26 protein-coding genes are annotated in these 26,544 nt (G+C 64.8%); 21 read left to right on the top strand and 5 right to left on the bottom strand.

Translation table 11 applies throughout. The features are described 5' to 3' along the window. Window positions 1-2: 2 nt before the first annotated feature. From AC1DMY_RS03265 to AC1DMY_RS03255, 3 genes are read right to left on the bottom strand one after another with little or no spacing between them, the layout of a single operon-like run. Entirely contained in the window at window positions 3-302 is a 300-nt protein-coding gene (locus AC1DMY_RS03265; protein WP_477163573.1) for a DUF6587 family protein, read from the bottom strand. Then, window positions 299-2,143, bottom strand: coding sequence for a ferrous iron transporter B (gene feoB, locus AC1DMY_RS03260; RefSeq protein WP_477163572.1), 1,845 nt, complete (start codon window positions 2,141-2,143; stop codon window positions 299-301). The genes AC1DMY_RS03265 and feoB overlap by 4 nt, the downstream gene beginning before the upstream one ends. Continuing rightward, window positions 2,140-2,385 carry a FeoA family protein gene (locus tag AC1DMY_RS03255; RefSeq protein ID WP_477163571.1) on the bottom strand — a complete coding sequence of 82 codons (246 nt, stop codon included), beginning with the start codon at window positions 2,383-2,385 and terminating at the stop codon, window positions 2,140-2,142. Before AC1DMY_RS03255 ends, feoB begins: the two co-directional genes overlap by 4 nt. Window positions 2,386-2,651: 266 nt before the next feature. Here AC1DMY_RS03255 and AC1DMY_RS03250 point away from each other — a divergent pair, with 266 nt between their 5' ends. The 15 genes from AC1DMY_RS03250 to AC1DMY_RS03180 all read left to right on the top strand — a co-directional run bounded on the left by AC1DMY_RS03250 (window position 2,652) and on the right by AC1DMY_RS03180 (window position 15,721). After that, window positions 2,652-3,698 (top strand): MBL fold metallo-hydrolase, encoded by a 1,047-nt coding sequence (locus tag AC1DMY_RS03250; RefSeq protein WP_477163570.1) that lies wholly within the window; start codon window positions 2,652-2,654, stop codon window positions 3,696-3,698. A gap of 74 nt (window positions 3,699-3,772) precedes the next feature. Then, window positions 3,773-4,567, top strand: a complete 795-nt coding sequence (locus AC1DMY_RS03245; RefSeq protein ID WP_477163569.1) for an enoyl-CoA hydratase-related protein — start codon at window positions 3,773-3,775, stop codon at window positions 4,565-4,567. A gap of 50 nt (window positions 4,568-4,617) precedes the next feature. Beyond that, entirely contained in the window at window positions 4,618-5,010 is a 393-nt protein-coding gene (locus AC1DMY_RS03240; RefSeq protein ID WP_477163568.1) for a VOC family protein, read from the top strand. Between the two features lie 38 nt (window positions 5,011-5,048). Beyond that, window positions 5,049-5,567 (top strand): cupin domain-containing protein, encoded by a 519-nt coding sequence (locus tag AC1DMY_RS03235; protein WP_477163567.1) that lies wholly within the window; start codon window positions 5,049-5,051, stop codon window positions 5,565-5,567. A gap of 172 nt (window positions 5,568-5,739) precedes the next feature. Continuing rightward, the gene (locus AC1DMY_RS03230; protein WP_477163566.1) at window positions 5,740-7,728 is read left to right on the top strand and encodes an acetyl/propionyl/methylcrotonyl-CoA carboxylase subunit alpha; all 1,989 of its coding nucleotides are present in this window, start codon (window positions 5,740-5,742) and stop codon (window positions 7,726-7,728) included. Window positions 7,729-7,813: 85 nt separating this feature from the next. Further along, the gene (locus AC1DMY_RS03225) at window positions 7,814-8,524 is read left to right on the top strand and encodes a hypothetical protein (protein WP_477163565.1); all 711 of its coding nucleotides are present in this window, start codon (window positions 7,814-7,816) and stop codon (window positions 8,522-8,524) included. 38 nt (window positions 8,525-8,562) lie between these two features. Continuing rightward, window positions 8,563-9,459: a hydroxymethylglutaryl-CoA lyase gene (locus AC1DMY_RS03220; RefSeq protein ID WP_477163564.1), complete on the top strand. Its 897-nt coding sequence runs from the start codon at window positions 8,563-8,565 to the stop codon at window positions 9,457-9,459. Between the two features lie 295 nt (window positions 9,460-9,754). Next, window positions 9,755-11,044, top strand: coding sequence for a sensor histidine kinase (locus AC1DMY_RS03215; protein ID WP_477163563.1), 1,290 nt, complete (start codon window positions 9,755-9,757; stop codon window positions 11,042-11,044). After that, on the top strand, window positions 11,041-11,805 hold the full coding sequence (locus tag AC1DMY_RS03210) for a LytR/AlgR family response regulator transcription factor (RefSeq protein ID WP_477163562.1): 765 nt from the start codon (window positions 11,041-11,043) through the stop codon (window positions 11,803-11,805). Before AC1DMY_RS03215 ends, AC1DMY_RS03210 begins: the two co-directional genes overlap by 4 nt. 42 nt (window positions 11,806-11,847) lie before the next feature. Beyond that, window positions 11,848-12,222, top strand: coding sequence for a hypothetical protein (locus tag AC1DMY_RS03205; RefSeq protein ID WP_477163561.1), 375 nt, complete (start codon window positions 11,848-11,850; stop codon window positions 12,220-12,222). 112 nt (window positions 12,223-12,334) lie between these two features. Then, window positions 12,335-13,609, top strand: coding sequence for a metal-dependent hydrolase family protein (locus tag AC1DMY_RS03200; protein WP_477164181.1), 1,275 nt, complete (start codon window positions 12,335-12,337; stop codon window positions 13,607-13,609). Next, window positions 13,606-14,091 (top strand): GNAT family N-acetyltransferase, encoded by a 486-nt coding sequence (locus tag AC1DMY_RS03195; protein ID WP_477163560.1) that lies wholly within the window; start codon window positions 13,606-13,608, stop codon window positions 14,089-14,091. The genes AC1DMY_RS03200 and AC1DMY_RS03195 overlap by 4 nt, the downstream gene beginning before the upstream one ends. 9 nt (window positions 14,092-14,100) lie before the next feature. After that, window positions 14,101-14,700 carry a YdeI/OmpD-associated family protein gene (locus AC1DMY_RS03190; protein WP_477163559.1) on the top strand — a complete coding sequence of 200 codons (600 nt, stop codon included), beginning with the start codon at window positions 14,101-14,103 and terminating at the stop codon, window positions 14,698-14,700. Further along, entirely contained in the window at window positions 14,694-15,158 is a 465-nt protein-coding gene (locus tag AC1DMY_RS03185; protein WP_477163558.1) for a GNAT family N-acetyltransferase, read from the top strand. The genes AC1DMY_RS03190 and AC1DMY_RS03185 overlap by 7 nt, the downstream gene beginning before the upstream one ends. After that, window positions 15,158-15,721, top strand: a complete 564-nt coding sequence (locus tag AC1DMY_RS03180) for an N-acetyltransferase family protein (RefSeq protein ID WP_477163557.1) — start codon at window positions 15,158-15,160, stop codon at window positions 15,719-15,721. The genes AC1DMY_RS03185 and AC1DMY_RS03180 overlap by 1 nt, the downstream gene beginning before the upstream one ends. A gap of 31 nt (window positions 15,722-15,752) precedes the next feature. Here AC1DMY_RS03180 and AC1DMY_RS03175 read toward each other — a convergent pair whose 3' ends face one another. After that, window positions 15,753-18,986 (bottom strand): hypothetical protein, encoded by a 3,234-nt coding sequence (locus AC1DMY_RS03175; protein WP_477163556.1) that lies wholly within the window; start codon window positions 18,984-18,986, stop codon window positions 15,753-15,755. 519 nt (window positions 18,987-19,505) lie between these two features. Here AC1DMY_RS03175 and AC1DMY_RS03170 point away from each other — a divergent pair. The 4 genes from AC1DMY_RS03170 (at window position 19,506) to AC1DMY_RS03155 (ending at window position 24,313) form a co-directional block, all read left to right on the top strand. Continuing rightward, window positions 19,506-20,267 (top strand): SDR family NAD(P)-dependent oxidoreductase, encoded by a 762-nt coding sequence (locus AC1DMY_RS03170; protein WP_477163555.1) that lies wholly within the window; start codon window positions 19,506-19,508, stop codon window positions 20,265-20,267. Window positions 20,268-20,440: 173 nt separating this feature from the next. Continuing rightward, window positions 20,441-21,004: an elongation factor P-like protein EfpL gene (gene efpL, locus AC1DMY_RS03165; protein WP_477163554.1), complete on the top strand. Its 564-nt coding sequence runs from the start codon at window positions 20,441-20,443 to the stop codon at window positions 21,002-21,004. 117 nt (window positions 21,005-21,121) lie between these two features. Continuing rightward, window positions 21,122-21,931 (top strand): N-acetylmuramoyl-L-alanine amidase, encoded by an 810-nt coding sequence (locus AC1DMY_RS03160; RefSeq protein ID WP_477163553.1) that lies wholly within the window; start codon window positions 21,122-21,124, stop codon window positions 21,929-21,931. Window positions 21,932-22,228: 297 nt separating this feature from the next. After that, window positions 22,229-24,313, top strand: coding sequence for an FUSC family protein (locus AC1DMY_RS03155; protein WP_477163552.1), 2,085 nt, complete (start codon window positions 22,229-22,231; stop codon window positions 24,311-24,313). Between the two features lie 119 nt (window positions 24,314-24,432). On the opposite strand, the gene AC1DMY_RS03150 is transcribed toward AC1DMY_RS03155, so the two are convergent. Continuing rightward, window positions 24,433-24,807: a YciI family protein gene (locus tag AC1DMY_RS03150; protein ID WP_477163551.1), complete on the bottom strand. Its 375-nt coding sequence runs from the start codon at window positions 24,805-24,807 to the stop codon at window positions 24,433-24,435. Between the two features lie 196 nt (window positions 24,808-25,003). On the opposite strand from AC1DMY_RS03150, the gene AC1DMY_RS03145 reads away from it, so the two are divergent. Next, window positions 25,004-26,038 carry an amidohydrolase family protein gene (locus AC1DMY_RS03145; protein WP_477163550.1) on the top strand — a complete coding sequence of 345 codons (1,035 nt, stop codon included), beginning with the start codon at window positions 25,004-25,006 and terminating at the stop codon, window positions 26,036-26,038. Continuing rightward, window positions 26,035-26,541: a hypothetical protein gene (locus tag AC1DMY_RS03140; RefSeq protein ID WP_477163549.1), complete on the top strand. Its 507-nt coding sequence runs from the start codon at window positions 26,035-26,037 to the stop codon at window positions 26,539-26,541. The genes AC1DMY_RS03145 and AC1DMY_RS03140 overlap by 4 nt, the downstream gene beginning before the upstream one ends. Window positions 26,542-26,544 lie beyond the last annotated feature (3 nt).

Below are 26,544 nucleotides of genomic sequence, written 5' to 3'. Positions count from 1 at the left end.
GCTTACTTGCTGCGCGGACGGAACTCCAAGGGATGCACGTCGCGCGCAGCAGCCGGCGGTTTGGGTCCACAGGCGCCGCAAGTATCGCAGCCATCGCTGCAATTGCCGGTGGCCTGCTTGGGCTGCAGGCGGTGTGCCAGTGCGCGCTGCCACGCCGCACTGCCCTGTCGGTCAAGACGCAGCGCCAGCGACGCCAGCCAGCGGCTGGTCAACTTCGGCGCCAGTTTACGCAGGGTAATCCATGCGCTGATCAGGACGATCACGCCGATGATCACGTATTGCACGAGCAGCCCGGTACTCATGTCAGCCAACTGGTGATCTGGTAGGTAAGGAACGAGGCGATATACGCCACCACGAACATGTAGCCAAACGAGATGCCCACATTGCGCCACGAGTTGGTCTCGCGGCGAATCACGGCCAGCGTGGACATGCACTGCGGCGCAAACGCAAACCACACCAGCAAGGACAACGCGCTGGCCAGCGAGAAATTGGCCGCCAGCGCCTGCGCCAGACCGGCGCCATCGGCACCGTCGCCGCCGACCGCATACACCGTGGCGAGTGCGGCCACGGCGGTTTCACGCGCGGCAAAAGCGGGAATCAGCGACACGCTGATCTGCCAGTTGAAGCCCAGCGGCGCGAAGATGAACTGCAGGCCGCGCCCCATGTAACCGGCAAAGCTGTAATCGATGGCGGGACCGGTGGCGCCTGCCGGCGGCGACGGGAACGTGGAGAGGAACCACATCAGCACCGTCAGACCGAGGATCACGCCGGTAAGACGCTTGAGGAAAATCGTGCCGCGCTCCCACAGACCGAGCGCCACGTCGCGCACCTTGGGCAAACGATACGACGGCAGCTCCATCAGCAGCGCATGCTCGCTGCGATCGCGGCGCATTTTCTTCATCACCCAGCCGACCAGCATCGCACCCAGCACACCGGCCGCGTACAGCGCGAACAACACCAGGCCCTGCATGTTGAAGATGCCCAGCACACGACGCGTGGGAATAAAGGCGCCGATCAACAGTGCATACACGGGAAGACGCGCCGAACACGTCATCAACGGCGCCACCAGGATGGTCGAGAGACGATCGCGCGGGTCGGTGATGCTGCGCGTGCCCATGATGCCGGGGATGGCGCAGGCGAAGCTGGAAAGCAGCGGGATGAAGGAGCGCCCGGTCAGCCCCACCGACACCATCAGGCGATCGAGCAGGAAGGCCGCGCGCGGCAGGTAGCCGGATTCTTCCAGCACCAGGATGAAGAAGAACAGCACCAGGATTTCCGGCAGGAAGCCGATCACCGTGCCGAGTCCGCCGAACACGCCATCGACCAGCAGACTCTGCAGCGGACCGGCCGGCATCCACGCGGTGGCGTGCTCGCCCAGCCAGCCGAAGCCGTCGCCGATCAAATCGGTCATCGGCTTGCCGGCGGCGTAGACCGCCTGGAACACCAGGAACATCACCAGGGCAAGAATGGCCAGGCCGAACACCGGATGCAGCGCCCAGCGGTCGAGCGCGTCGTCGATCTCGGCGGTCGCGCGCGGCATGGTCACGGTGGCGGCCATCAGCTCGCGCACCTGCGCATGCAGGTCGGCGCGGCCTTCGGCGTCATCTGCCTGCGCGGGTGAGGCCTGCGGCATTTCGCCGTCGACCTGGGCGATCAACGCCTTCACGCCGTCGCGTTTCACCGCAATGGTTTCCACCACGGGGATACCCAGGCGTCGCGCCAGTTCCGGCACATCGATGACGATGCCGCGCCGGCGCGCCGCATCCATCATGTTGAGCGCCAATACCACGGGGCGACCGAGGCGTTTCACTTCGAGCACGAAGCGCAGGTGCAGGCGCAGGTTGGTGGCATCGGCTACGCACACGATCAGGTCCGGCACAGCCTCGCCCGGATAATTGCCTTCCAGCACGTCGCGCGTGATCTGCTCGTCGGGGCTGGTGGCGTCGAAGCTGTACGTGCCCGGCAGATCGAGCAGCTGCAGCACGCGGCCGGAAGGTGCGGTGAAGCGGCCTTCCTTGCGCTCCACCGTGACGCCGGCATAGTTCGCCACTTTCTGGCGACCGCCGGTGAGCTGGTTGAACAATGCGGTCTTGCCGCAGTTGGGATTGCCGACCAGGGCAATGCGCAGGGTGCCCGCACTCATCCAGCATGCTCCGACTGGACCTGCACGCGCTCCGCCTCTTTGCGGCGCAACGCGAAGCGCGTCGAGCCGATCTGGATCAGCAAGGGATCTGCCCCCAGCGGGCCCTGTGCCACCACGCGAACCGGCTCGCCCGCCACGAACCCCAGGTCGCGCAGGCGCTGCGCGATCGGGTCGAAAGCATGAGCATCATCCACTCGGTCCACCAAGGCAGTAGCCCCTTTCGGAAGATCGGACAGGCGCACTGGTCACCAACTTAAATAAGAATGGTTCGCATTGTACATCAGCCACCCGGGGTACTGCAGCGCGGCCGGATGCCGCCTATAACCCCGTTAAGCCGCAAGAACATGGGACTGAACCGTTGCCATCGACGCCGCCTTGGAACTGGTGGCCTACGCCCCGATAGCAGTGAGGCAGGGATCGCAAGCCACTGCGATGCCGCTACCCCATGGATACCGAGGTCCACATGGCTCTATTCGCCAGACACGCGAACGGGTTACGTCTCGAACGCATGCAAGCTTCCTCGCAGTACGCCGGCGAGGCGTTTGCCAATACCTATCCATCCAGCACGCCGCGCGTGGCAGACGACAAGCCCTCGCTGGTCGATTTCATTTTCCGCGGCGAAGGACGCACCCCGCCCCGGCCATTGCCCACGCTCGATCCGCGCGCCGCGTGGACGCGTCCGGTGGAAACCGGTCTGCGCAGCACCTGGCTCGGCCACTCCACGGTCCTGCTGGAAATCGACGGAGCGCGCGTGCTCACCGATCCGGTCTGGGGCGAGCGCGCCTCGCCGTTTACCTTCATGGGGCCCAAACGCTTCCAGCCCGTGCCGGTGGCGATCGACGCCCTGCCGCCGCTGGATGCCGTGCTGATCTCGCACGATCACTACGACCATCTCGATTACCCGAGCATTCGCGCGCTGGCAAAGCTGGACGTGCCCTTCATCACCTCGCTGGGCGTGGGCGTGCACCTGGAAGCCTGGGGCGTGCCGGCCGAACGCATCACCGAGCTGGACTGGTGGGAAAGCACCACGCTGCCGTGCGGACTCACGCTCACTGCCGCGCCGTCGCACCACTTCTCTGGCCGCAGCCTGCACGATCGCAACGCCACACTGTGGTCGTCCTTCGTCCTACGTGGCGAACGCCATGCCGTGTTCTTCAGCGGCGATACCGGCCTGTCGCCGCATTTCAGCGAGATCGGCGAACGACTCGGGCCGTTCGACCTGGTGATGATCGAAGTGGGCGCGTTTCACCCTTCGTGGGGCAGCGTGCACCTGGGTCCTGACAATGCCATCAGCGCGTGGCGCCAGTTGGGCAGCGGCCGTTTTCTGCCGGTGCACTGGGGCACCTTCAACCTGGCCATGCATCCATGGGCGGAGCCGGCCGAGGTCCTCCTGGCCAGGGTGCCTGAAGGCCTGGTGATGCCGCGCCTGGGCGAGGCGATCGAGCCCGCGCAGTTTGAAACCGTGCAACCGTGGTGGCGCGAACTGAGCGCGGAACACTCCAGGGGATGCGCGCGGCAAGCCGCCGAATTCCTGGTGCTGCCGACCAAGGACTAAGTCCCGCATCCCCGGCCCACGAGATGGTCGGGGATGGTTCGGTTTACGATGGCGCTCCCCAGCAGGAGCTTTCCATGGCCAGCAGCATCCAGATTGCCGATCACGGCAGCGTGCGTCGCATCGCATTGAATCGTCCGCAGGTGCACAACGCGTTTGACGACGGCCTGATTGCCGAGCTTACCGAGGCGCTCAAACTGGCGGGCGCCGACACTGCCGTGCGCGCCGTGGTGCTCACAGGCGAAGGCGCCAGCTTTTCCGCCGGCGCGGACCTGAACTGGATGCGTGGCATGGCCGGCGCGAGCGAAGCGGAGAATCGCGAAGATTCGCTGCGCCTCGCAACCCTCATGCGCACACTGCAATACCTTTCCAAGCCCACCGTCGCCCGCGTCAACGGCGCCGCTTACGGCGGCGGCGTGGGCCTGGTGGCGTGCTGCGATATCGCCATCGGCGTAGACAGCGCGCGCTTCGGCCTCACCGAGGTGAAACTCGGCCTGGTGCCGGCGGTCATTTCGCCGTATGTCATTCATGCCATTGGCCTTCGACAGGCGCGTCGCCTGTTTGTCACGGGCGAGTTGTTCGATGCCGCGATGGCGCTGCAGATCGGTCTGCTTCATCAGTGCGTGCCGGCGGATCAATTGGACAGCGCGGTCGACGCTGCGCTTGCGCTGCTTTCCAAGGCAGGGCCGGTGGCGCAGGCAGAAGCCAAACAGCTTGCATTGCGCATGGCCGGTGCCGACGCGGCGCAAGCGGAATCGATTGACCGCGAAAACGCTGCGTTGATCGCACGCCTGCGTGTCTCCGCAGAAGGCCAGGAGGGGCTGGGCGCATTCCTGGCCAAGCGCGCTGCGGCATGGTGCGCGGCAGGCTGAAGGCACTTTAGCAAGGCATTTCGTCCATTCTTCGGTTAGGGAGCGGCACGATGATCGACCATGTCGGATTGCAGGTTTCCGGTTACGAACGCAGCCGTGAGTTCTATCGCAAAGTGCTCGCCACGCTGGGCGGTGAATTGGTGATGGAGGTGACCGCGGAGCAGACCGGCGACGGTTCGCACGCCGGATTCGGCGTTGCGGGGCGCCCGACGTTCTGGATCGGCACCTCGCAGAATGTTCACGCCAGCGGTGCCGTGCACGTGGCATTCACGGCCCCCGATCGCGCCGCCGTGATGGCCTTCCATCGCACTGCCATGGAAGCCGGCGCCACCGACAACGGCGCACCAGGCCTGCGTCCGCATTATCACGAGCATTACTACGGCGCCTTCGTGCTCGACCCCGATGGCCACAATATCGAAGCGGTCTGCCACCTGCCGGGCTGACGCCGCACAGACAACCATCACTCCATGGAGTCCACGCCATGACGCATCCCATCATCAATATCGCCGACGTCGAACTGCAGTCGTTTCCGCCGGGCATGGCGCCCACCGGCGACACCGCCGAACGTTTCGAAGCGCGCATGGGTCGCTTCGGTCCGCAGATCGGCGCAAAAAAGCTGGGCTATAACATCACCGCCGTGCCGCCCGGCAAGCGCGCGTTTCCGCTTCACTGCCATCGCGTCAACGAGGAAATGTTCTTCATCATCGAAGGCAGTGGCGAAGTGCGCTTCGGCGAGGAGCGCTATCCGATCCGCGCGGGCGACGTCATCGCCTGCCCGCCCGGCGGTCCGGAGAAGGCGCATCAGATCATCAATACCGGCACCAGCGAGATGCGCTACCTCGCGGTGAGCACCAAGGAGTCGCCGGAGATCTGCGAGTACCCGGATACCGGCAAGATCGGCATCCTGGCGGAGTACCCGCCCGCGGCTGATGGTTCGCCGCAGGGATTTCGCATGGTGACGCGGGCCGATATGCAGGTGGGTTACTGGGACGAGGAATAACCCCCTCAATCCTGTGGGAGCGCACCCTGTGCGCGACGGGGCTGCCTCACCGTTCGGCCGTCGCGCACAGGGTGCGCTCCCACAGGGGTTGAAGGATCATGCTGCGCCGCGCATCGGCTCCGACGCCCCAATCTGGTAGTTTTGACGGCTCCCAGTCTCCCCCGGAAGCCGCATGTTCGAGCGCGTACTCATTGCCAACCGTGGCGAGATCGCCTGCCGTGTCATCCGCACCTGCCGGCGCCTGGGGATCCACACCATCGCGGTGTATTCGCAGGCCGATGCCAATGCGCAGCATGTCCGCCTGGCTGATGAGGCATGGCCGATCGGCGGCCCGCGCCCGACGGAATCCTATCTGCGCGGCGAAGCCATACTCGACGTGGCGCGCAAGAGCGGCGCACAGGCGATCCACCCGGGCTACGGTTTTCTTTCCGAAAACACCGCATTTGCGCGCGCCTGTGCCGATGCCGGCATCGCCTTTATCGGCCCACGCCCCGAAAGCATCGACGCCATGGGTTCCAAGGCTGCTGCCAAGGCGCTGATGGAACAGCATCAGGTGCCATTGGTGCCTGGCTATCACGGTGAAGATCAGTCCGCCGACGTGCTCGCCGAGCAAGCGCGCCGTACCGGCTTCCCGCTGATGATCAAGGCCGCGTCCGGGGGCGGCGGCAAGGGCATGCGCATCGTGCGCAGCGAGGCGGAGTTCGTCGATGCACTGGCGTCCGCGCAGCGCGAGGCGGCCAGTTCGTTCGGCGACACACGCGTGATCCTTGAGCGCTACGTGGAACATCCGCGCCACATCGAATTCCAGGTGTTCGGCGACACGCAAGGCAACGTCATCCATCTCAACGAGCGCGAATGCTCGGCGCAGCGTCGCTATCAGAAGGTGCTGGAGGAAACGCCCTCGCCCTTCCTCGACGACGCACGCCGCGCCGCCATGGGCGCTGCCGCCGTCGCCGCTGCCAAGGCGGTGAACTATGTCGGTGCGGGCACGGTGGAATTCATCGTCGCCCAGAACGGCGAGTTCTTCTTCATGGAGATGAATACGCGCCTGCAGGTCGAGCATCCGGTGACCGAGGAAACCCTCGGCCTGGACCTGGTGGAATGGCAGTTGCTCATCGCCGCAGGCCATTCGTTGCCGCTGGCGCAGGCACAGGTCAAGGCGCATGGCCATGCCATCGAAGTGCGCCTATATGCGGAAGATCCCGACCAGAACTTCCTGCCCGGCTCCGGCAAGCTGGTGAGGCTGCGTTTGCCTGCGCCATCGCGCCACGTGCGTCTGGACGGCGGCGTGATCGAAGGCGACACGGTCACCATCTTCTACGACCCGATGATCGCCAAGCTCATCGTGTGGGACGTCGATCGCCCGCAGGCCCTGCAGCGCCTGCGCGATGCGCTGATGGCCAGCGAAATCGTGGGGCCGAAATCCAATATCGCCTTTCTCGAACGGCTCTCGCGTCATCCGGTCGTGGTCCAAGGACGCATCGACACCGGCTATCTCGACCGTCATCTGGACCAATTCCTTGCAGGCGATGTCGCGCCGGCGGCGACCGTGCTGTTTGCCGCGGCAGTGGCTGCGCTGATGCACGAAGAAACCAGCGTCACATCCAACATCAACGATCCGCATTCGCCTTGGTCGCGTGCCGACGCGTGGCGTGTGGGCCATGCTGGCAAGCGCATCGTGGCCTTGTCGCTGCACGGCCAGCGCCATGAAGTGGAAGCGCATGGCCATGACGGCAACTATCAGCTGCGCTACGGCGATGCGTCCTGCGGCGTGCAAGGCGCTCGTCTTGGCATGGATGCATTGAGCGCATGCTTCGATGGCGAGGCCCTGCGCCTACCCGTACACACTGACGCCACTCGCGTGACCGTGCACGACACACACGGCTATCGCTACGCGTTCGAGCGCGCGCCCGCCTTTGCATGGGAGTCAAAGGAGGCCACCGGCGGCAATCAGATCACCGCACCGATGCCTGGCCGCATCGTGCTGGTGAAGGCCAATGCCGGCGACACCGTCGAAGAAGGCCAGGAATTGCTGGTGATGGAAGCGATGAAGATGGAGCTTGCCTTGAAGGCGCCACGCGGTGGCAGGATCGCCAGCGTGCATGCAACCCAGGGCGATTTCGTCGAAGCGGATACGGTGTTGCTGCGCTTCGCCGACTGAACGCGCGGATTGACGCCGCGTCGACAACACAATCCCGACGCTTGCCCCATCGCCCGTGCCATTGCACGGGCCACGGGGAGAATCCATGCTCGCGCATATTCGTTGCTTGCGGTCGTCCATGTTGCTCACCCTGCTCGCCATCCCGCTGCTGGCTGCCTGCGGCAAACACGGGAGCGAGGCAACGTCGGGCGCCGACAACAGTCAGGCAGACGCCGCGAAGCAGGCGCAGGCAGACGCTGCCTCTACGGCCCAATGCGCTGGCAATCCCCTCGCCCAGGCGCTACCGCCCAAGGACGACATCGATGGCCTGCCGTTTCGGTTATGGGATTGCACGCCTGCCAGCATCCGCGCGGTCTACGGCAAGAACGGAAGCAAGCAGGTCGAAATCTCGGTGACCGACACGCGTCCTGCCGACCATGGCGCTCCAGCGGGTGCGGATGACGTCAACCGCCACACGCGCGACATGCAGCGCTCGGTGACGCGGCAAGCTATCGAAATGCTCACCGTCATGGCCGATCCGATGCAAACCAACGCCGAATCCTTTCGTGCCCTGGGCGGCCCGGATTATGCGCCCGTGCTGGTGCACACGTCGGCGCCGGCATCCTTTGTCATCCACGTCACGGCACAGTCGGAGGTCGGTCCGGCCCAGGCCATCGCGCTGTTCAACGATCGCTACGTAGTCACCCTGCAGTCCACCGATCATGGCAGCGCGCTGACGGGCCTGACCACGCCGCAGGCGCAGGCGCTGTATCTGCCGTTTATCCAGCAATTCCACCCTGAGCAACTGCCGCAATAATGCGCCGGCCCTGGCAGTAACGCGCTATGCTGATCGGCATGAGCACGAACCATGTCCGTATTGTCGAAGTCGGTGCGCGCGACGGCCTGCAGAATGAGAAAACGCTGCTGCCGGCCGACGTGAAGATCGCGTTGATCGATCGCCTTTCCAGCACCGGCCTCAAGACCATTGAAGCCACCAGCTTCGTCAGTCCCAAATGGGTGCCGCAACTGGCTGACGCCGCCGAGGTGTTCCAGGGCATCCGCAAGGTCCCCGGCGTGAGCTATCCGGTGCTGGTGCCCAACGAGCAGGGCTATGAGCGCGCCCGCGCCGTGGGCGTTGCCGAGATCGCGATCTTCACCGCCGCTTCCGAAGCGTTCAACCGCAAGAACATCAATGCATCGATCGACGAATCGATCGAGCGTTTCCTGCCGGTGATGGCTCGCGCGAAGCAGGACGGCGTGAAAGTGCGCGGCTATGTCTCCACCGTGCTGGGCTGCCCGTATCAGGGCGATGTGCCAGTGAGCGACGTGGTGCGCGTGGCGCGTCGCCTGCATGAGGTGGGCTGCTACGAAGTCTCGCTGGGCGACACCATCGGTGTCGGCACGCCGGCCAAGGCGCGCGCCATGCTCAAGGCGGTGGCGCAGGAAGTGCCCATGTCGGCGCTGGCCGTGCATTTCCACGACACCTATGGACAGGCGCTGGCCAATATCCTCGCCTGCCTGGAAGAAGGCGTGCGCGTGGTCGACAGCGCGGTATCGGGTACCGGCGGCTGTCCGTATGCCAAGGGCGCGACCGGCAATGTCGCCAGCGAGGACGTGGTCTACATGCTGCACGGCCTGGGCATGGAGACCGGCATCGACCTGGACATCCTGGTGGCCACCGGCGCCTGGCTGGCCGGCCAGCTGCACAAGGAAACCGCCAGCCGTGTGACGCGGGCACGCACCGCGGCCTAAGGGCCTGCTCAACATCTCCTGGCCATCCAGTACTCCTCACCGTCATTCCCGCGAGGCGCTCTTCAACAGCTGAAGAGCTGGTCAAGCGGGAATCCAGTGCCTTCTCAGGGTGCACAAAGGCGCTGGATCCCTGCTTCCGCAGGGATGACGGGAGGGAAATCAAGCGCGGCCAAATATCTTGAACAGGCTCTAAGCCGGCGCTGTTCCGCTCCCCTTTCGTTCCGCGATGGGCCCGTTTCGTCGCCCCAGGGCCGGTTCCGTCGAAAACCACGCGCCAGCGGCAAAGCGGCTGGTTATGCTCCGACGCATCCCATTCAAGGACGTCGTGATGAAGAGCGTGTTCTTCGTAGTCCGCCTGATCGTGTTCTGGTTCTTCATGCTGCTGTTCCTGGCCTTGTTCATCGCCAACAGCCCGCCGCTGCGCTACAAAGAAACCGGCCCGACGTTCGCGCTGATCATCTTCCTTATCCTGATGATGGTGGTGACCAGCGCGGTGACCCATCTGCGCCGCGTGCGCCTGATCGCCGGCCATCTCGACGACAGCACCATGGGCAACCGCCAGCGGCGGCAGATCGAGATACCGCTGGAAGCCGGCGAAGCGTTCGACCTGCTCGACGCCGCCATCCGCGAACTGCCGCGCAGCGAAGACGTGGAAAGCGCGCGCGACAGCCTGCAGATCCGCGCCAAGGTGCAGCGCCCCAAGGCCTATGGAACCAATCCGTTCGAACGTCTCGACCCGTCGCTGTGGTTCGGCCATGTGCGCAACCAGATCTTCGCCACGGTCACGCCGCGAGAGGGTTCGGGTAGCGTCACCCTGATCTGCGAGCCGGAAGCCGGCGCGTGGACCGACTGGTTCCGCGTGGACGACGGCACCAATCTGGAGAACGCCGAGGCCATCACCCGCGCCATCACCCGCCGCATCGCCGAGAAGCGCCGGCAGGAACAACGCCGCGCTACGCAGACGGAGAACGAGAAAGAACGCACGGTGGCCCGCCTCAACCTGCTGCATGCACAGGTGGAGCCGCACTTTCTCTACAACACGCTGGCCAGCGCGCAATACCTCACGCGCACCGATCCGCTGCAGGCCGATCACATGCTCGGGCATCTGATCCACTACCTGCGCCACTCGCTGCCGCAGCGCGACGATACGCTGTCCCTGCTGGGCGATGAGCTGGAACGCACCCGCGCCTATCTGGAAATCATGCGGCTGCGCATGGGGCCGCGACTGTCCCTGCAGATCGACGTGCCTGACGCGCTGCGCGCCATTGCGATGCCGCCGATGATGCTGCAGACCCTGGTGGAAAACGCGATCAAGCACGGCCTGGAGCCCAAGCCCGGCGGCGGCACCGTGTGGATCCTCGCACGCCGCGACGACAACACCGTATCCATCACGGTCGCCGACGATGGCCGCGGCTTCAGCGACGCCAGCGGCGGCACCGGCATCGGCCTGAAGAATGTGCGCGAACGGTTGCGCCTGATCTATGGCACGGACGCCTCGCTCTCGGTGGTCAGCAATGCGCCCGAAGGCGTGGCCGCCACCATCACCCTGCCCCTGCGCAACGAGACCACGGAACCCGCGTCGTGACCACTGCCATCCTTGCCGAAGACGAAACCCTGTTGCGCACGGCGCTACGCGATCTGCTCGCGCGCGTCTGGCCGGAGCTTGAGGTGGTCGCCGACTGCGAAGACGGCGCCAGCGCCCTGGAAGCGATCAGCGAGCATCATCCCGACATCGCCTTCCTTGATATCCGCATGCCGGGGCTGAGCGGACTTGAAGTCGCCGAAGCAGCGGCCGAGGCGAGTCCGCAAACGCAGGTGGTGTTCACCACTGCCTACGACCAGTACGCGATCGACGCCTTCGAACGCGGCGCCGTGGACTATCTGCTCAAGCCCATCACCGAGGCGCGACTCACCGCCACCATGCAGCGCCTGCAGACGCGCGCCGCGCCCCGCGCGACGGATGCCGCTGCGCTATCGCAGCTGCTGCGCGACGTGATGCTGCAGCCTGGCACGCGCGCCGAGCCGCTGACCTGGATCACCGCCAGCAACGGACGCGAAACGCGGCTGATCATGGTGGACGACGTCGCCTATTTCCGCGCCGACAGCAAATACACCATCGCCATGACGGCCGACGGCGAGGCACTGCTGCGCAAACCCATCCGCGAACTGGCGGCGGTACTCGACCCCGCCGTGTTCAAACAGATCCACCGCTCCACCATCGTCAACCTGCGCGCGGTCGCCTCGATCGTCCGTGACGACACGGGCAAGGGCACGCTTCGGCTCAAGCAGCGACCCGAAACACTGGTGGTGAGCCAACCCTTCATGACGCTGTTCCGAAACATGTAAGTACCGGAAACCTTCCCCTGCCGAGCATCACAAGAGGTCACCATGGAAAAGCTGATCCTTTTGTTCTACCTGTTGTTGTCCTTCACCGGTTTCGAACCCACACGCACCGTCGTCACCCACGAACTGACCCACGGAATCGACCTGGTCTACAGCAAGATCCAGATCTCCGGCGAGCTGGCCACCTTCCGCTGCCTGCGTAGCCAGAGCGGCCTGTGCCACTTCACCGTGCTGCCCGGCTCGTGCAGCACCAGCCACGTCGCCTGCGAACCGCCGATCACCGTCTTCACCATGCGCCAGGGCGATACGTTGTTGTTGACGCGTCTTCCCGACGATTTCGCCAGCTGCGTCACCTCGGCACCGACGGCCGAAGGGGCTTGCGCGCAGCAGCTTGCCAGCGCGGGTCGCCCCGCCCTCTGAGCGGTGGCCTCGCGGCCCAGTGCCGAGCCTCGCTAGAATCGGCAGGAGCGATGGGCGGGAGCGGGCAATGCGGTGCAAACAGCGTCAAGGTTGGATCGGCCTGCTGACGGCCATGGCCATGGCCAGCGCCACGGCGGCGAGCGCGGTGCCACCCAAGGGTGACGTGCTGCTGGTACCTGATCGCGTCTGGACCGCTGACGGCGATGCCGCGCATGCGGGATGGGCCGTGCTGGTGCATGACGGCGCCATCGCTGCCGTGGGGCCGGTGGACAGCCTGAAGGCACCGGCCGGCGCCCAACGCATCGCCCTGCCCGGTTCCACGCTCACGCCCGGTCTGATCGACCTGCACTCGCATGTCTTCCTGCACCCGTACAACGAGACGCTGTGGAATGACCAGGTCCTGAAGGAACCGCAGGACTACCGCACGCTCGAAGCCGCCGCCCATGCGCGCGCCACCCTGATGGCCGGCTTCACCACGCTGCGCGACCTCGGCACCGAAGGCGCCGGGTTTGCCGATGTGTCGATCAAGCGCGCCATCGACGAGGGCATGATTCCGGGGCCGCGCATGTTCGTCGCCACGCGCGCCATTGTGGCGACGGACAGCTATGGTCCCGGCCCGCGCGGCTTCCGCCCCGATATCGATCTGCCCGGCGGCGCGCAGGAAATCAGCGGCGTGGACGAGGCCATCCGCGCCACCCGCGAACAGGCCGGCCATGGCGCCGACTGGATCAAGCTCTACGCCGACTACGACGTGGGCGCGGATGGCAGCACGAAGCCCACGCTGTCGCTGGCCGAAATGAAGGCCATTGTGGACACGGCCCATCTTTCCGGTCGACCGGTGGCTGCGCATGCGTCCAGCGATGAAGGCATACGCCTCGCAGTGGAAGCGGGCGTGGACAGCATCGAGCACGGCTATGGCGCCAGCGAAGCAACCTTCCGCCTGCTCAAGCAGCACGGCACCGCCTACGAACCCACACTTACCGCGGTGGAAGCCACCGCGCAGTATTTCGAGCACTACGTGCCGGGGCAGAGCGAACCTACCGCGCGCATGAAGGAAGCCGAGCACGCGTTCCGCACTGCGCTCAAGATGGGCGTGATCATCGGGAACGGCAGCGATGTGGGCGTGTTCACCCATGGCGACAACTGGCGCGAGCCGGCCAATATGGTGCGCGACGGCATGACGCCGCCGCAGGCCTTGCATGCTGCCACCAATATCGCGGCACGCATCCTGCGCCAGCAGGACAAGTTCGGCCGTATTGCGCCAGGCCTGCGTGCAGACCTTGTCGCATTCACCGGCGATCCCAGCACGCATATCGACGATCTCCAGCATCCCGTCTTCGTGATGAAGGACGGCAACCTCTACCGCACACCACAAGCCACGCCATGACCGACTTCCTGATCCGTCCCATCGAAGCACGCGACAACGCCGCTGTTGCCGACATCATCCGCACCGTGATGCCGGAGTTCGGCGCCGACGGCCCGGGCTTCGCCATTCACGACGCCGAAGTCGGCGCCATGTACGAAGCCTATACGCGGCCGCGCAGTGCCTATTTCGTGGTGGAGCGCGACGGCAAGGTGATCGGCGGCGGTGGCGTGGCGCCGCTGGAAGGCGGCGAAGCGGATGTGTGCGAGCTGCGCAAGATGTATTTTCTACCCGAGGCGCGCGGCATCGGCGCCGGCAGCGCGATGATGCTGCGCTGCCTCGATGCGGCCCGCGAACACGGCTTTCATCGCTGCTACCTGGAAACGCTCACCGGCATGGATGCGGCCCAGGCGCTGTATCGTCGCCACGGCTTCCGCACGATCTGCGCGCCGATGGGCGGCACCGGACACTTCAGCTGCGACCAGTTCTATCTGCGCGATCTGTAGGAGCACCTCATGGCCCGTGATCACCGCATCGATGCCTATATCCTCAAGGCACCGCCGTTCGCCCAGCCCATCCTTGAGCATCTGCGCGACGTGGTGCACGAGGCCTGCCCGGAGGTCGAGGAAGGCATCAAATGGAGCATGCCGTTCTTCAGTCTCAACGGCTCGCCGATGTGCCAGATGGCGGCCTTCAAGCAGCACTGCGCGTTCGGCTTCTGGCGGCACAAGGAGGTCACGGGCAGCGATCGACAGGACGGCATGGGCCAGTTCGGCAAGCTGACATCACTGAAGGACCTGCCGGCGAACAAGACGCTGATCGCGCTGATCCGCAAGGCCAAGGCCTTGAACGAAACCGGGGTGAAGGTGCCGCGTGCCAAGGCCGCGCCCAAACCAGCACCGACATTGCCTGAGGATGTCGCCGTGCTGCTCGCGATGAAGAAGCACGCCGCTGCCCGCAAGACCTACGAGGGCTTTCCGCCCAGCGCACAACGCGACTATGTCGAATGGATCACCGAGGCGAAGACGGACGCCACCCGCCAGAAACGCATCGCGAGCACGCTGGAGTGGCTCGCCGAAGGCAAGCGGCGCAACTGGAAGTACGAGGCATGCTGAAAGCGCCGCTACTGCATTTTGAGATCGACGATCCCACATCGCCGGATGTCGCGCTGTTGATTCGCGAATTGGACGGCTATCTGGCCGAGCTCTACCCCTCGGGCAATATCCGCCACATGACCGCCGAGGAACTGAGCCAACCCAACGTCAGCTTCCTCACCGCTCGCGTGGATGGCACGCCCGTGGCCTGCGGCGCCTTCGTGACGCACGACGACTACGTGGAAGTGAAGCGCATGTACGTGCTGCCCGCCTGCCGTGGCTTGGGGCTTGGAAAACAATTGCTCGAAGCGCTTGAAGTGGAAGTCGCACGCTCCGGCGGCCGCATCCTGCGCCTGGAAACCGGCACGGCGCAGACCGAAGCGCTGGAACTCTACGCCCGCGCCGGCTATCGTCGCTGCCCGCCGTTCGGCGAACACCAGTCCAACCCGCGCAGCATCTGTATGGAGAAGGTTCTCTGATGATCCGCATTGCCCACGCCGACGATGCGGCGGCTGTCCACGACATCTACACCCCCTCGGTCTTGCACGGTGTGGAAACCTTCGAGACCGAACTGCCTGGCATTGACGCGATGCGCGAGCGCCTCCTCACCCGCCTGCGCCACTACCCGTGGATCGTCTGGGAAGAGGACGGCCGCGTGCTGGCCTATGCCTATGCCAGCCGCTTCCGCGAACGCGCCGCCTACGACTGGATCGCGGAGACCTCGATCTACGTGCACGCCGATGCACGCCGTCGCGGCATCGCGCGCAAGCTTTACGGCACGTTGCTCGAGGTGATGCGCCTGCAAGGCATCAACCAGGCCGTCGGGGTGATCACCCTGCCCGGCCAGAGCAGCGTCACCATGCACGAATCAATGGGTTTCACGCCGGCCGGCGTCTGGCGCAGCTCCGGTTACAAGCTCGAGCAGTGGTGGGATGTGGGCGTATGGCAGAAGCAATTGCAACCAACGCAAACGCCGCCGCAGCCCGTGACACCGTTCCCCTCGGTAGACGCTGAGCAACTGAAGGCTCTTTTCACGGCATAAGCCGTGGGCCAGTGCCGGGCCCGTCTTGCACTCATCGCAGCGAGTTGATCGCCTTCACCGCAGTGTTCAGCCAATCCCACGCATCGGGCAGAAACACGGTGATCAGGATGGACCCCATCGCCAGCAGCTTTGGCCACAAGGCTGACAAGGCGCTGCCCAAGCTCAAATGGTCCTTGTCGTTGGTGAACATGCGTCCCAGCAAATAGTCCTTCTCCAGCGTCAGCACGCCGTAGGTGATGGCGGCAAAGCCGAGCACCATCAAAATGGCCGCCGCCGTCGTCTGCAAACGTTCGTAAACCGGTGGATAGACCTGGATCAACATCAGCGCCACGGTGGCGCCCAGCACGGCGCACCACGCACTGGACCTGACAGCCGTACCGGCCAGTTTCATCTGAGATACCAGGACGGCCTGCCACTGGCGAATCTCCGCCTTGTCAAACGGAGAATCGACCGTGTCACTTAGCAAGACGTTCGTTTGCAACACCCAGGCGGCAAGATCAGACCTGCGCAGCGCGTTGTAATTGTCGATGCGCATGACGACGTTGAATGGGCTGCGCGGTCGCTCGTCCAGCAGCTTGGGCGTTGGCCATGTCTCGTCTTCAGCGCACTTCTGCACGGCAGTCACCGTCCTGCTGAGCTCCAGGCTCATGCAGCGCCAGCGGTCCAGGCCTTCCAGGTAGAGCACCAGGAAAAAGCCGCTGCTGCCCAGCACGAACGCGCCGGCTAACACGGAGAGCCAGACCGAATGGGCCCCGCTTGGCCGGTAGTCGTTGACGCAAAGCACCAGCACGAGCAACAGCAGCGCCGTGGCGATTGACGCGCGGTAATACGCGCGGTGGCGGAGGCGGACCTTGAGACGCGACGAGTCGTTCACATGCTCGGCGATGGTAAGACAAGCGGCATTCCACACCCTCATGCGAACGCCACAGAACGCCATGAAACACGCATAGGCAAGACACAGGCAGATCAACGCCCAACGATCCGTGCCATGCGCCAGATCCGTATCGCCGGGCGCCGCCGGTGGAAACATCACGATGATCTTGTACCCGGCAATGACGATGCCGAACGCGGCAAAAGCGATCCATGGCACCAGCCAGCCCCAGCTTGTCCTTGGCTCCTTTGGCTGCGTCGATGATGCTTGTGCGCCGTTTGGCGTAATCAACATGTCCATCCAGCGCATGGCGTGGCGGCTGAGCGGGAGCGTCGCCAGTTCGGGCGTGCGCCCGTTGCGGACCAGCCATATCGCGGTGACGAGCAGGATACCCAGCACGATTCCCATCGACAGGTAGACCGGCTGCTGCAGTTGCATGCGGTTATCGGCAACGATGGGAATATCGCGAGGTCTGCGCTTGCGGTCCTCGGCTTTACTCTCCGTTTGTTCTTTGCCTCCGACCTTGCTCTTGGTCTCTTCGTCGCCCTGGCCTTTGCTCTCGTTTTCTTTGTCGGCCCGGTCGAGATCCGACTCGTCCACACGCTGGAAGCCCGCCAACGTCGCCACCAGCATGTTGGGCTTGTTGGGCGAGGCGTCACTTGGACAGATCATGCCCACGACCGCGCGAAACATGTTGGCCGCGTAATCCGTCGGAAACGAGAAAAAGCGTCGATCGCCAGCCTGGCTGCAATCGTTCGACGACACGTCTGGCGCGTTGCCGGCGGAACGATGCGCCGCCTGCTCGCGCGGCGGCGCATCGGATTTGTCGTCGCTGGAGAAGCAGTCCAACCCTGAAACGTTCAGGCAAAGCAGGCTCTTGCCGGCCGGCATGATAATGCTGCCGCGGCTCATGGCGCGGTAGTCCGGATGCACCATCAGGTTGTCCTGCTCCAGCACCACCGGCAGCGCGCCAGGAAACGCATTGCGTATCTCGCTCAGCAGGAACAGGCGATCGCGCACATCGGTAGCCACGATGACGACCGCCGCAGGCGTGGCATAGCGCTGCAGGGCATCGAAGGTCTGGTAAAGCATCAGCTCGTCCGAGCGCGAACTCAGGCTGGGCTGATACGTCGGCGGTTGATCGACACCCGTTTCCACGCCGGTCAGATCCAGTTCGAGCAGCCGCTCGGGGAGCATGCTGCGACGTTGCTTGCTCTCTTCCTGTTTGAGCTGAACATGCTCGGAGCGAATAGCGGCGATGTTCGGCGGAAACTGCACGCTGATGAACTGAACTTGGGGTTTCGCCACCGAAGACGATGACGATGGCGACGACGACGACGACGATGATGGGGGCGAAGGCGATGATAAGGGCATCGCCAGCTTGGAAGCGCCCAGGCCAAAGCTGGATTCTTCGCTGAGTATGACTACTTTTTCGTCGTCGTGAATCAGGCTTTCCAGATAGCGCTTCACCCGTTTCAACTGATCCCCGACGCTGTAGGCCAGCGGCGTATAGGTCAAGCTGACGAAAGGCTCCAATTCGCTGAGGTAAGCGTTCTGCACGATCTGGTCATTGCTGTCGACGCTGGCGGAGGGCGACCTGAGCAGGATGTTCAGGTGGCCGATGCCGTGGCATCCAGCACCCGTCGTTTCAGGGGCTGTGTTGCTTGCGACCTTGTCCTTGGCGTTGGCTACTTTTGCCGCGTCCGTGGCCGCGTCCGTCGCATGGCCTCTTGCTTCCGTGGCCACCTTGCTCAACGCCGACGCCATCGATTCCATGGCGCCGGAAAAGGAAGGGCCGATCACCGCAAGGCTCGCGTCGCACGACCAGGTGACGCCCTTGGTCGGCGCCTTCCACGCAATCCGATCACAATCGACCTGATTGAGCGCCTCGGGAAGCGAGTTCTTCTCTTGGCGATTGCTCGAGTCCAGTGCCATCGCACAACGCGCGGCGCGCATGAATGACTCAGGATGGATGCCAAAGCTCGGTGTCTCGCCCACCAGAAACAGCGCGTAGTACGTCGATCCGCAACCGTCGCTGTCTCCTTGCGTGTCCGTTTTGGATTTGCAGCTGCGCCAGTTGTCTTTGCGAAAAAGCATCACGCTGGGCAGCGTACGGCGGCTCGCGTCCGTGTCGTTGGCAGTGGACTTGCCGTCGGCCGATCGGGGCGTCCAGGTGAAAGCAAAACCGTCCAGCACGTATTCCTTGGCCTGGAACGCGCCAACCAATGCGGTCAGCTCGGTGTCAAAGGATCGGCCAAGCCGGGTCTCCACGGGATCGGGCATGGTCACCACGGCCGCGTGCACATTGATCGCTGCATTGTTGGGCAAGTGTTCGAAAGGCCGCAGCGGATGCGCGAGTTCAGACGCCGCCACGAAATACGATGACGAACTCACCGCGGGCGGCGAGACTGACGAAGCAGCCGCAGCAATGGCGCTGGCTTCCCCCGAGGCCTTCGCCCATGTGGCTGGTGTGGCGCAAATCAGCGTGGCGAGGAGCAGCCACTGCGCCACATGCCGCAAGTCTCTTTTCGACCAACGCGCACCTGGCCACGCGAAAAGACTGGTCGACACCTGGGACGAGGCGACCGGCATTCCCACTGAAACAGATCCCCGAGCGGGATGGTTCATGGCGATTCTCCCTTTGCGAACGCGCCAGTCATCTCACTCCGCTGGTTCTACGCCACAACGCTGCCAAAAACGCCTGGAAACATGGCGTAAGCCACGGCTCCAAAGGTCATACGTATAATCCACTAGGTACACCATCGAAGCGATGCGGCGCCCGCCCGAAAACGTTGCGCGGCACGCCCCGCCCGGCATCTTTCCATGGCCAGGAAGCGCCGCGGAGCGCGGGGTGGCGTCTGATGCGGCCTGCTGCGCTACCATTGGCGTTTTCCACCGCGTTTTGGACTCCCTATGCAGCTCAATCAGGTCAAGGCGATCATCACCGGCGGCGCCTCCGGTCTCGGCCACGCCGTAGCCCAACATCTGGTCGCCAACGGCGCCAAGGTGGCCCTGTTCGACGTCAACGAGGAAAAGGGCCAGGAAGCCGCCACGGCGCTGAAGGGTCACTTCTTCCGCACCGACGTCACCTCGGAGGATAGCGTGTCCGCCAACGTCACCGCTGCGCGTGACGCGATGGGCGGCCTCAACGTGCTGGTCAATTGCGCCGGCATCCTGGGCGCGGGCCGCATGCTCGGCAAGGATGGCCCGATGCCGCTCAACACCTTTGCCACCACGGTGATGGTGAACCTGGTGGGCAGCTTCAACGTCGCCAAGGCTGCCGCCTCGCTGATGCAGAACAACGACACCGGCGAAGACGGCGAGCGCGGCGTGATCATCAACACCGCTTCCGTCGCTGCATTCGAAGGTCAGATCGGCCAGGCTGCATACTCGGCCTCCAAAGGCGGCGTGGTCGGCATGACGCTGCCGATGGCTCGCGAACTGTCGCGCTTCGGCATCCGCGTGGCGACGATTGCTCCGGGCATCTTCTGGACGCCGATGGTCGACGGCATGCCGCCGCAGGTGCAGGAATCGCTGTCGGCCTCGATCCCGTTCCCGTCGCGCCTGGGCAAGCCGGACGAATTCGCCAGCACGGTGGCCTTTATCCTCGGCAATCGTTATATCAACGGTGAAACCATCCGCCTCGATGGCGCGGTGCGTTTGCAGCCCAAGTAACCCTTCAACTCGTCATTCCGGCGCAGGCCGGAATCCAGTGACGGTATGGCGTGGTTGTCGCGAATTCTGGGGGGCTTGTACGTGGGCCACGCGATAACCAAACGCCACGCAACTGGATTCCGGCCTGCGCCGGAATGACGAACTAGAACATCAACCATCCGGTCAAACACCCCATGAAAGCTTCCGACGTCAAGAAAGGCAACGTAGTCGAACACGACGGCACCGTGTATCAGGTGCGCGACATCGAGCGCAGCTCGCCGACCGCGCGTGGCGGCAACGTCACGTTTCGCTTCACCATGTATTCGATCCCCGGCGGCCGCAAGTTCGACCTGAGCCTGCGCGCCGATGACGATCTGAAGGAAATGGAGCTGGTGCGCCGCGAGGCGAACTTCTCGTACATGGACGACGAAGCATTCGTCTTCATGGACAACGAAGACTTCACCCAGTACCTGCTTTCCACCGAACTGGTCGGCGATAACGCCGGCTATATCGTGGAGGGCGTCGAAGGCTATTACGTGCAGCTGATCGACGATGCGCCGGTGGGCCTGCAGGTGCCGACCAGCGTGACGCTGACCGTGGTCGACACCGCCCCGGAAATGAAGGGCGCGAGCGCCACCAAGCGCACCAAGCCGGCCAAGCTCAGCACCGGCATCGAAATCCAGGTGCCCGAGTACATCAGCAACGATGAGAAGGTGTGGGTGAACACGCTGACGGGCGAGTTCGCCGGCCGCGCCTGATCGATGTTGCAGGTTGGTCACGAAAGCGCCAGGGAAACCCGGCGCTTTTTTTTGTTTGGCTTGACGCGGTGGCACGACTGCGGCACGTTCGCCTCTTCCCGCCCAGGAATGAATGCCGTGTCGCGTCCCCACGCTCCGCATGGTCGTTTCTTTCGCGCTCGCCACCTGCTGGCGCTGGTACTGCTGACGCTGGCGCTTTCGGCGTGTGCACCGGCGCCCGTACGCAATCCCATCGCACAGTGGGTGCCTTCGCCCAACTTCGATGCGCGCCGTCCGGTGCTCATCGTGATTCATTTCACCAACGAGCATTCCGCCGAGCAGGCGCTGCACACGCTGCGCACGGCCAATAGCGGCGGTCCGGTGAGCTCGCATTACCTGATCGGCAACGACGGTCGCCTCTACCAGTTGGTCGCCGATAGCGACCGCGCATGGCACGCTGGCGCGGGACGGTGGGGTACGATTACCGATGTGAATTCCGCTTCCATCGGCATCGAGCTGGACAACGATGGCGACTCGCCGTTCACCCCGGTGCAGATCGACAGCCTGCTGCGCCTGCTGGCTGACCTCACCGATCGCTTGCGCATTCCGCGCACCCAGATCATCGGCCACGAAGATCTCGCGCCCGGACGCAAGGACGATCCCGGCCCACGTTTCCCGTGGCAGCAGCTGGCGCAAGCCGGCTTTGGACTTTGGCCGCGCGGTGCGCTGGTTGATCCGCCGACGGGGTTTGATCCTTGGTCAGCATTGGGGCTGATCGGCTATCCGCTGGACGACCGCAATTCCACCGTGCGCTCCTTCCATCACCACTTTCGCGGCATGGACGGCGACACGCTGGACGAGCAGGACCTGCGCATTCTCTACAATCTGTCGCGGCAGCTTGGAGCGGGTGGTAATGGGGTCGTGGCGCCCGAATCGCCGAGGAACTAAAGCGGGGCGTCGCTGCGCATTGGCCTTGGCCCACTGATGCCGCGCTTGGCGCTTATCTGTGGGAGCGCCCCCTGTGCGCGACAGCCACGCTCAGGTGTGCCGCTCCGTAGGCTTGTCGCGCACAGGGTGCGCTCCCACAACAGCAGGCCCGGCGACTCCAATGCACTTCGCTGCTCCCTTCCACCGAGAAGCCAGCCAGACTCTGCGCCCTCCCCGACCAGCCACCCATAGCCCGTCGCGTTCGCTTCAGGCTGTTTGAGGCAGAATCACCGTATTGCCAAGGAGTCTTGTCGCGTCATGTCCTCGACGGGTTATTCGCTGCGCGCCACGGTCGTCGACAGCCTGCTCACGACCAAGCGACCTGACGTGCCGGTACGCGTGGTCGTGCGCAACACCGCCGCCGTGGTGCTGCCGCTGGCGATTGGCATCCTGACCGGACATCCGGGCATCGGCCTGGGCATCGGCGCTGGCGCGCTGGACACCATGTTCTCGGACCAGCCGGGACCGTATCGCCAGCGCATGACGCGCCTGCTGCTGGCATCGCTGGCGGCGGGCCTCGCCTCGCTGATCGGCTTTCTGATCGGCGACCAGCTGATCCCCATCCTGGTCGCCACGGCCGCGTTTGGATTTTTCGGCGGCCTGCTGGTGGTGTTTGGCCCGGACATGGCGCGCGTGGGCATGACCAGCATGATCCTGCTGGTGGTAACTGCAGCCACGCCACGTCCCCTGGCCGAAGCGCTGGGTGCGTCGGCGTTGATCTTTGCCGGCGGCTTGCTACTGACTCTGTTTTCCGTGGCGGCCTGGCCACTGCAGCGTTATCGCCCCGAGCGGCACGCGCTGGCCGCGGTCTATCGCGGCCTGTCGACGCTGGCGCGCCAGCAGGAACACGACGACGCCGATGTCCCCGCGCTCACCGACGCCATGACCACGCTGCAGCACACGCTGCTGGGTCGCCACCACGCGCGCGGCCGCGCGATGGAGGCGTTCGGCGTGCTGCTGGAGCTGGCCGAGCGCATACGCCTGGAGCTCACGGCAATGGCGGAGTTGCGTGCCAATGCGACTATCCACGCCATGTTCCGGGGCGACGCGGCGCGCGTGCTCGCAGCCATCGCAGACGCCCTGGAGCTTGCCGAATCGCCGCGCCAGGCCGAGCACGCCCTGCGGACCTTGCAGGCGAGCGAGAACGCCCTGCTCAGCAACGGCGGCGACGCCGATGGCCTGGCCACGCATATCCATGCATTGTCCGGTCAGCTTGCTGCAGCGGTGCGTAACGCCAACTGGGCAGGCAGCCGCGGTGAGTTACGCGCGGCCGCGGCGGAGACGCCACTGCCGACAGCACTGCGCAGCAGTTCGGCGCGCGCCACCCTGCGTGCCAATCTCACGCCGCATTCGGTGGCATTCCGCCATGCCGTACGCACCGCTGTCACGCTCACCGCCACGCTGTTCGTCTCGCGCGAACTCGGCCTGCCGCATGGCTATTGGCTGCCGATGACCGCCGCCATCGTGCTGCGTCCGGATTTCGCCGCCACCTTCAACTTCGGCTTGTTGCGCGTGGTCGGCACCATCCTCGGCCTGTTGCTCACCACCGCCCTGCTGCATTTCACGCCGCACGACATGTGGGCGCACCTGCTGTTGATGGCGGTTCTGTGCATGGGATTTCGCTATCTCGCCACGGCGCACTACGGCATCGCGGTGGCGGCGTTGACCGGCACCGTGGTGATCCTGCTGTCGTTCGAAGGCGTCAACTCCAGCGATGCGGTGCTGGACCGCGTGATCAACACCGCGCTCGGCAGCGGCATGGCCTTGCTCGCGTATGTGCTGTGGCCCACCTGGGAACGCGCGCGTGCGCGGGCGGCGCTATCGGACATGCTCGATGCCTATGCCGATTACCTCAACGCGCTCGCCCATCCCGAACGCCGCGACCACCGCCGCGAAACGCGCACAGCCGCGCGCACGGCACGCAGCAATGCCCAGGCATCCCTGGACCGCATGCGCGCGGAACCGGCCACGCCGGCAACCCTGCTGGAACTGGCCAATGCGCTGTTCGCCAACGGCAATCGCCTGGCCCGCACGGCAATGACACTGGAAGCGCTGATCGATGACCACCACAGCCTGCCGGAGACGGCGGAAATGTGCGCGTTCGTCGACCACAGCGCCAAGGCCCTGCATGAAGTCGCTTCCGCCCTGCGCACGCAGCGCGCGCCGGAACAGCTACCGGATCTGCGCGGCCTGCAGCGCACCCTGGCGGCGCTGCTCAATATGGCGGAAGACCGCCAGGCCGCGGAGATGCTTGCGCGCATCAGCGACCGGCTGGTGGACAACGTGAACACGGTTGCGCATATCACCGGGCGGAGTCACAGCAAGTCGACGGCGACGGCCTGAACGCGCGAGCCACCCCTTGTGGGAGCGCACCCTGTGCGCGACGGCCCAACGAAGAGGTAGCGGCGCGGCTCCGCGGTCGCGCACAGGGTGCGCTCCCACAGTGAGGCACGGGTTACGCTTTATGCCCCGACGCGCCGGCGCACGGCATCGATATCCCGCACCGGCCTCACCTCGATGCGCCCGGTGCGCGCCCACGGAAATTCCGCGGCGATGCGCACGGCTTCGGCCATGTCGGCCGCTTCGATCAGGTTGAAGCCGCCGAGGTACTCCTTGGCTTCGGCAAACGGGCCATCCATCACGCTCATGGTGTTGTCGCGCACGCGCAGGGATTTCCCCTGGGCCGGCGATTCAAGCTGCATGGAATCGAGCAGATGCCCTTCGGCGCGCAGTTCGTCGGCATGGACGAAGCAGCCGTGCATCATCGTGTCGAACTCACCCGGCGGCAGGGCCTCGAGCAGGCTGTCGTCGTTATAGATCATGACCAGAAACTTCATGTTGCCTCCGATGGCTGCGGACGTCGTCGCGCCAGCCATGATGCCGCCAGCCGGGACGGCTTGCATGTGCAATCGGGCCCATGTTCAGCTGGCGGGAATCTCGCCCCAGTTGAGTCGGGCCGCTCTGCCGCCCCGTACGGCATTTACGCTGCACCGCGCCGAGACGGCACCGCGCCCCTGACTTACACTCGGCGGCATGCTCAAAATCGACACGCACGCCCATATCCTCCCCCGTGACTGGCCGAACCTCGCCGCCAAGTTCGGCGACGAGCGCTTTCCGGTGATGATTCACAACGACGGGCGCCATCGCATCTACAAGGACGGCAAGTTCTTCAGAGAGGTATGGGACTCGGCGTTCGATGCGCAACAACGCATCGACGACTACGCCCGCTTCGACGTGGGCGTGCAGGTGGTCTCCACCGTACCTGTGTTGTTCTCGTACTGGGCGCCAGGCTATCAGGCGCTGGAACTGCACCGTCATCTGAACGACGAGACGGCGCGCATCTGCAACGACTACCCGCGTCACTACGCCGGCATCGGCACGGTGCCGCTGCAGTCGCCCGACCTGGCCATCCGCGAGCTGGAGCGCTGCATCGACGAACTGGGCCTGCAAGGCGTCCAAGTGGGTTCGCATTGCAACGACTGGAATTTGGACGCACCCGAACTGTTTCCCTTCTTCGAGGCAGCTGCCGACCTGGGCGCCGCGGTGATGGTGCATCCCTGGGACATGATGGGCGCCGCCAGCATGCCCAAGTACTGGCTGCCCTGGCTGGTGGGCATGCCGGCCGAACAGTCGCGCGCGGCCTGCTGCCTGGTGTTCGGCGGCGTGCTGGAGCGCCTGCCGCGGCTGCGCGTGATGCTGGCCCACGGCGGCGGCAGCTTCCCGTGGACCATCGGCCGTATCGAGCATGGTTTCCGCATGCGCCCCGACCTGGTCGCCACGGACAACCCGCGCAATCCGCGCGAATACCTGCAGCGCCTGTATTTCGACTCCTGCGTGCACGACCCGGCCGCCCTGCGCTATCTCCTGGATGTGACCGGGGTCGATCGCGTGATGCTGGGGACCGACTATCCTTTCCCGCTGGGGGAGCAGCATCCCGGCAGCGGCATCGAGTCACTCGGACTCGACGATGGCGACCGCGCGCGACTCTTCCACGGCACGGCCCTGGAATGGCTGGGGCTGCCATTGCAGCGTTTCGAACCTCACCCTCACGCACAGGAAAAAGCATGAGCTTGTTCCGCACTTTGGTTATCGCCGGCGCGCTTGTGTTGGCCGGAACCGCCCACGCCGCTGATGTCAGCATGGCCGGCGGCAGCGTCACCTTCAGCACGCCCGACCAGTGGATGGGCATCATGGAAACGCAGGGCGATCCGGAAGTACGCGTGTTCCAGGTACCCGACCCCTCGCCCAACGGCAGCAGCAGCCTCGCCCGCGTCACCATCACGGTGAAGCAGGTGGGCAACGCCGGCGAGTTCCAGCAATACGTGAGCGGCGCCATGGGCAAGGCCAAGGCCCTTACCGGCTACCAAGCCGCCAGCGGCGGCACGCCGGACAACTTCGTCTACACGGCGCAGGAAAACGGCGCGCAGTACAGCTATAGCGAGCGCTACTGGTTCAAGGACAGCCACGCCATCCAGCTGCGCTGCGTGCGTCCCGCGCAAGGCCAGGCCGGTGCCGCATGGCGCGCTGCGTTCGACAAGGGCTGCGATGCCATCGCCGCACGCATGAAGTAAATC

The organism is Dyella sp. 01L423 (genome assembly GCF_056399945.1).
The sequence above is the reverse complement of the archived record's forward strand: the minus strand, read 5'-3'. Positions and strand labels throughout refer to the sequence as shown.

Excerpts from the sequence above, each read along its gene's own strand:
- AC1DMY_RS03155 (WP_477163552.1), top strand. The coding sequence starts at position 22,229 with ATGTCCTCGACGGGTTATTCGCTGCGCGCCACGGTCGTCGACAGCCTG.
- AC1DMY_RS03215 (WP_477163563.1), top strand. The coding sequence starts at position 9,755 with ATGCTCCGACGCATCCCATTCAAGGACGTCGTGATGAAGAGCGTGTTC.
- AC1DMY_RS03245 (WP_477163569.1), top strand. The coding sequence starts at position 3,773 with ATGGCCAGCAGCATCCAGATTGCCGATCACGGCAGCGTGCGTCGCATC.
- AC1DMY_RS03170 (WP_477163555.1), top strand. The coding sequence starts at position 19,506 with ATGCAGCTCAATCAGGTCAAGGCGATCATCACCGGCGGCGCCTCCGGT.
- efpL (WP_477163554.1), top strand. The coding sequence starts at position 20,441 with ATGAAAGCTTCCGACGTCAAGAAAGGCAACGTAGTCGAACACGACGGC.
- AC1DMY_RS03235 (WP_477163567.1), top strand. The coding sequence starts at position 5,049 with ATGACGCATCCCATCATCAATATCGCCGACGTCGAACTGCAGTCGTTT.
- AC1DMY_RS03230 (WP_477163566.1), top strand. The coding sequence starts at position 5,740 with ATGTTCGAGCGCGTACTCATTGCCAACCGTGGCGAGATCGCCTGCCGT.
- AC1DMY_RS03150 (WP_477163551.1), bottom strand. The coding sequence starts at position 24,807 with ATGAAGTTTCTGGTCATGATCTATAACGACGACAGCCTGCTCGAGGCC.
- AC1DMY_RS03190 (WP_477163559.1), top strand. The coding sequence starts at position 14,101 with ATGGCCCGTGATCACCGCATCGATGCCTATATCCTCAAGGCACCGCCG.
- AC1DMY_RS03240 (WP_477163568.1), top strand. The coding sequence starts at position 4,618 with ATGATCGACCATGTCGGATTGCAGGTTTCCGGTTACGAACGCAGCCGT.
- feoB (WP_477163572.1), bottom strand. The coding sequence starts at position 2,143 with ATGAGTGCGGGCACCCTGCGCATTGCCCTGGTCGGCAATCCCAACTGC.
- AC1DMY_RS03185 (WP_477163558.1), top strand. The coding sequence starts at position 14,694 with ATGCTGAAAGCGCCGCTACTGCATTTTGAGATCGACGATCCCACATCG.
- AC1DMY_RS03250 (WP_477163570.1), top strand. The coding sequence starts at position 2,652 with ATGCAAGCTTCCTCGCAGTACGCCGGCGAGGCGTTTGCCAATACCTAT.
- AC1DMY_RS03220 (WP_477163564.1), top strand. The coding sequence starts at position 8,563 with ATGAGCACGAACCATGTCCGTATTGTCGAAGTCGGTGCGCGCGACGGC.
- AC1DMY_RS03200 (WP_477164181.1), top strand. The coding sequence starts at position 12,335 with ATGGCCATGGCCAGCGCCACGGCGGCGAGCGCGGTGCCACCCAAGGGT.
- AC1DMY_RS03140 (WP_477163549.1), top strand. The coding sequence starts at position 26,035 with ATGAGCTTGTTCCGCACTTTGGTTATCGCCGGCGCGCTTGTGTTGGCC.
- AC1DMY_RS03195 (WP_477163560.1), top strand. The coding sequence starts at position 13,606 with ATGACCGACTTCCTGATCCGTCCCATCGAAGCACGCGACAACGCCGCT.
- AC1DMY_RS03205 (WP_477163561.1), top strand. The coding sequence starts at position 11,848 with ATGGAAAAGCTGATCCTTTTGTTCTACCTGTTGTTGTCCTTCACCGGT.
- AC1DMY_RS03180 (WP_477163557.1), top strand. The coding sequence starts at position 15,158 with ATGATCCGCATTGCCCACGCCGACGATGCGGCGGCTGTCCACGACATC.
- AC1DMY_RS03145 (WP_477163550.1), top strand. The coding sequence starts at position 25,004 with ATGCTCAAAATCGACACGCACGCCCATATCCTCCCCCGTGACTGGCCG.
- AC1DMY_RS03265 (WP_477163573.1), bottom strand. The coding sequence starts at position 302 with ATGAGTACCGGGCTGCTCGTGCAATACGTGATCATCGGCGTGATCGTC.
- AC1DMY_RS03225 (WP_477163565.1), top strand. The coding sequence starts at position 7,814 with ATGCTCGCGCATATTCGTTGCTTGCGGTCGTCCATGTTGCTCACCCTG.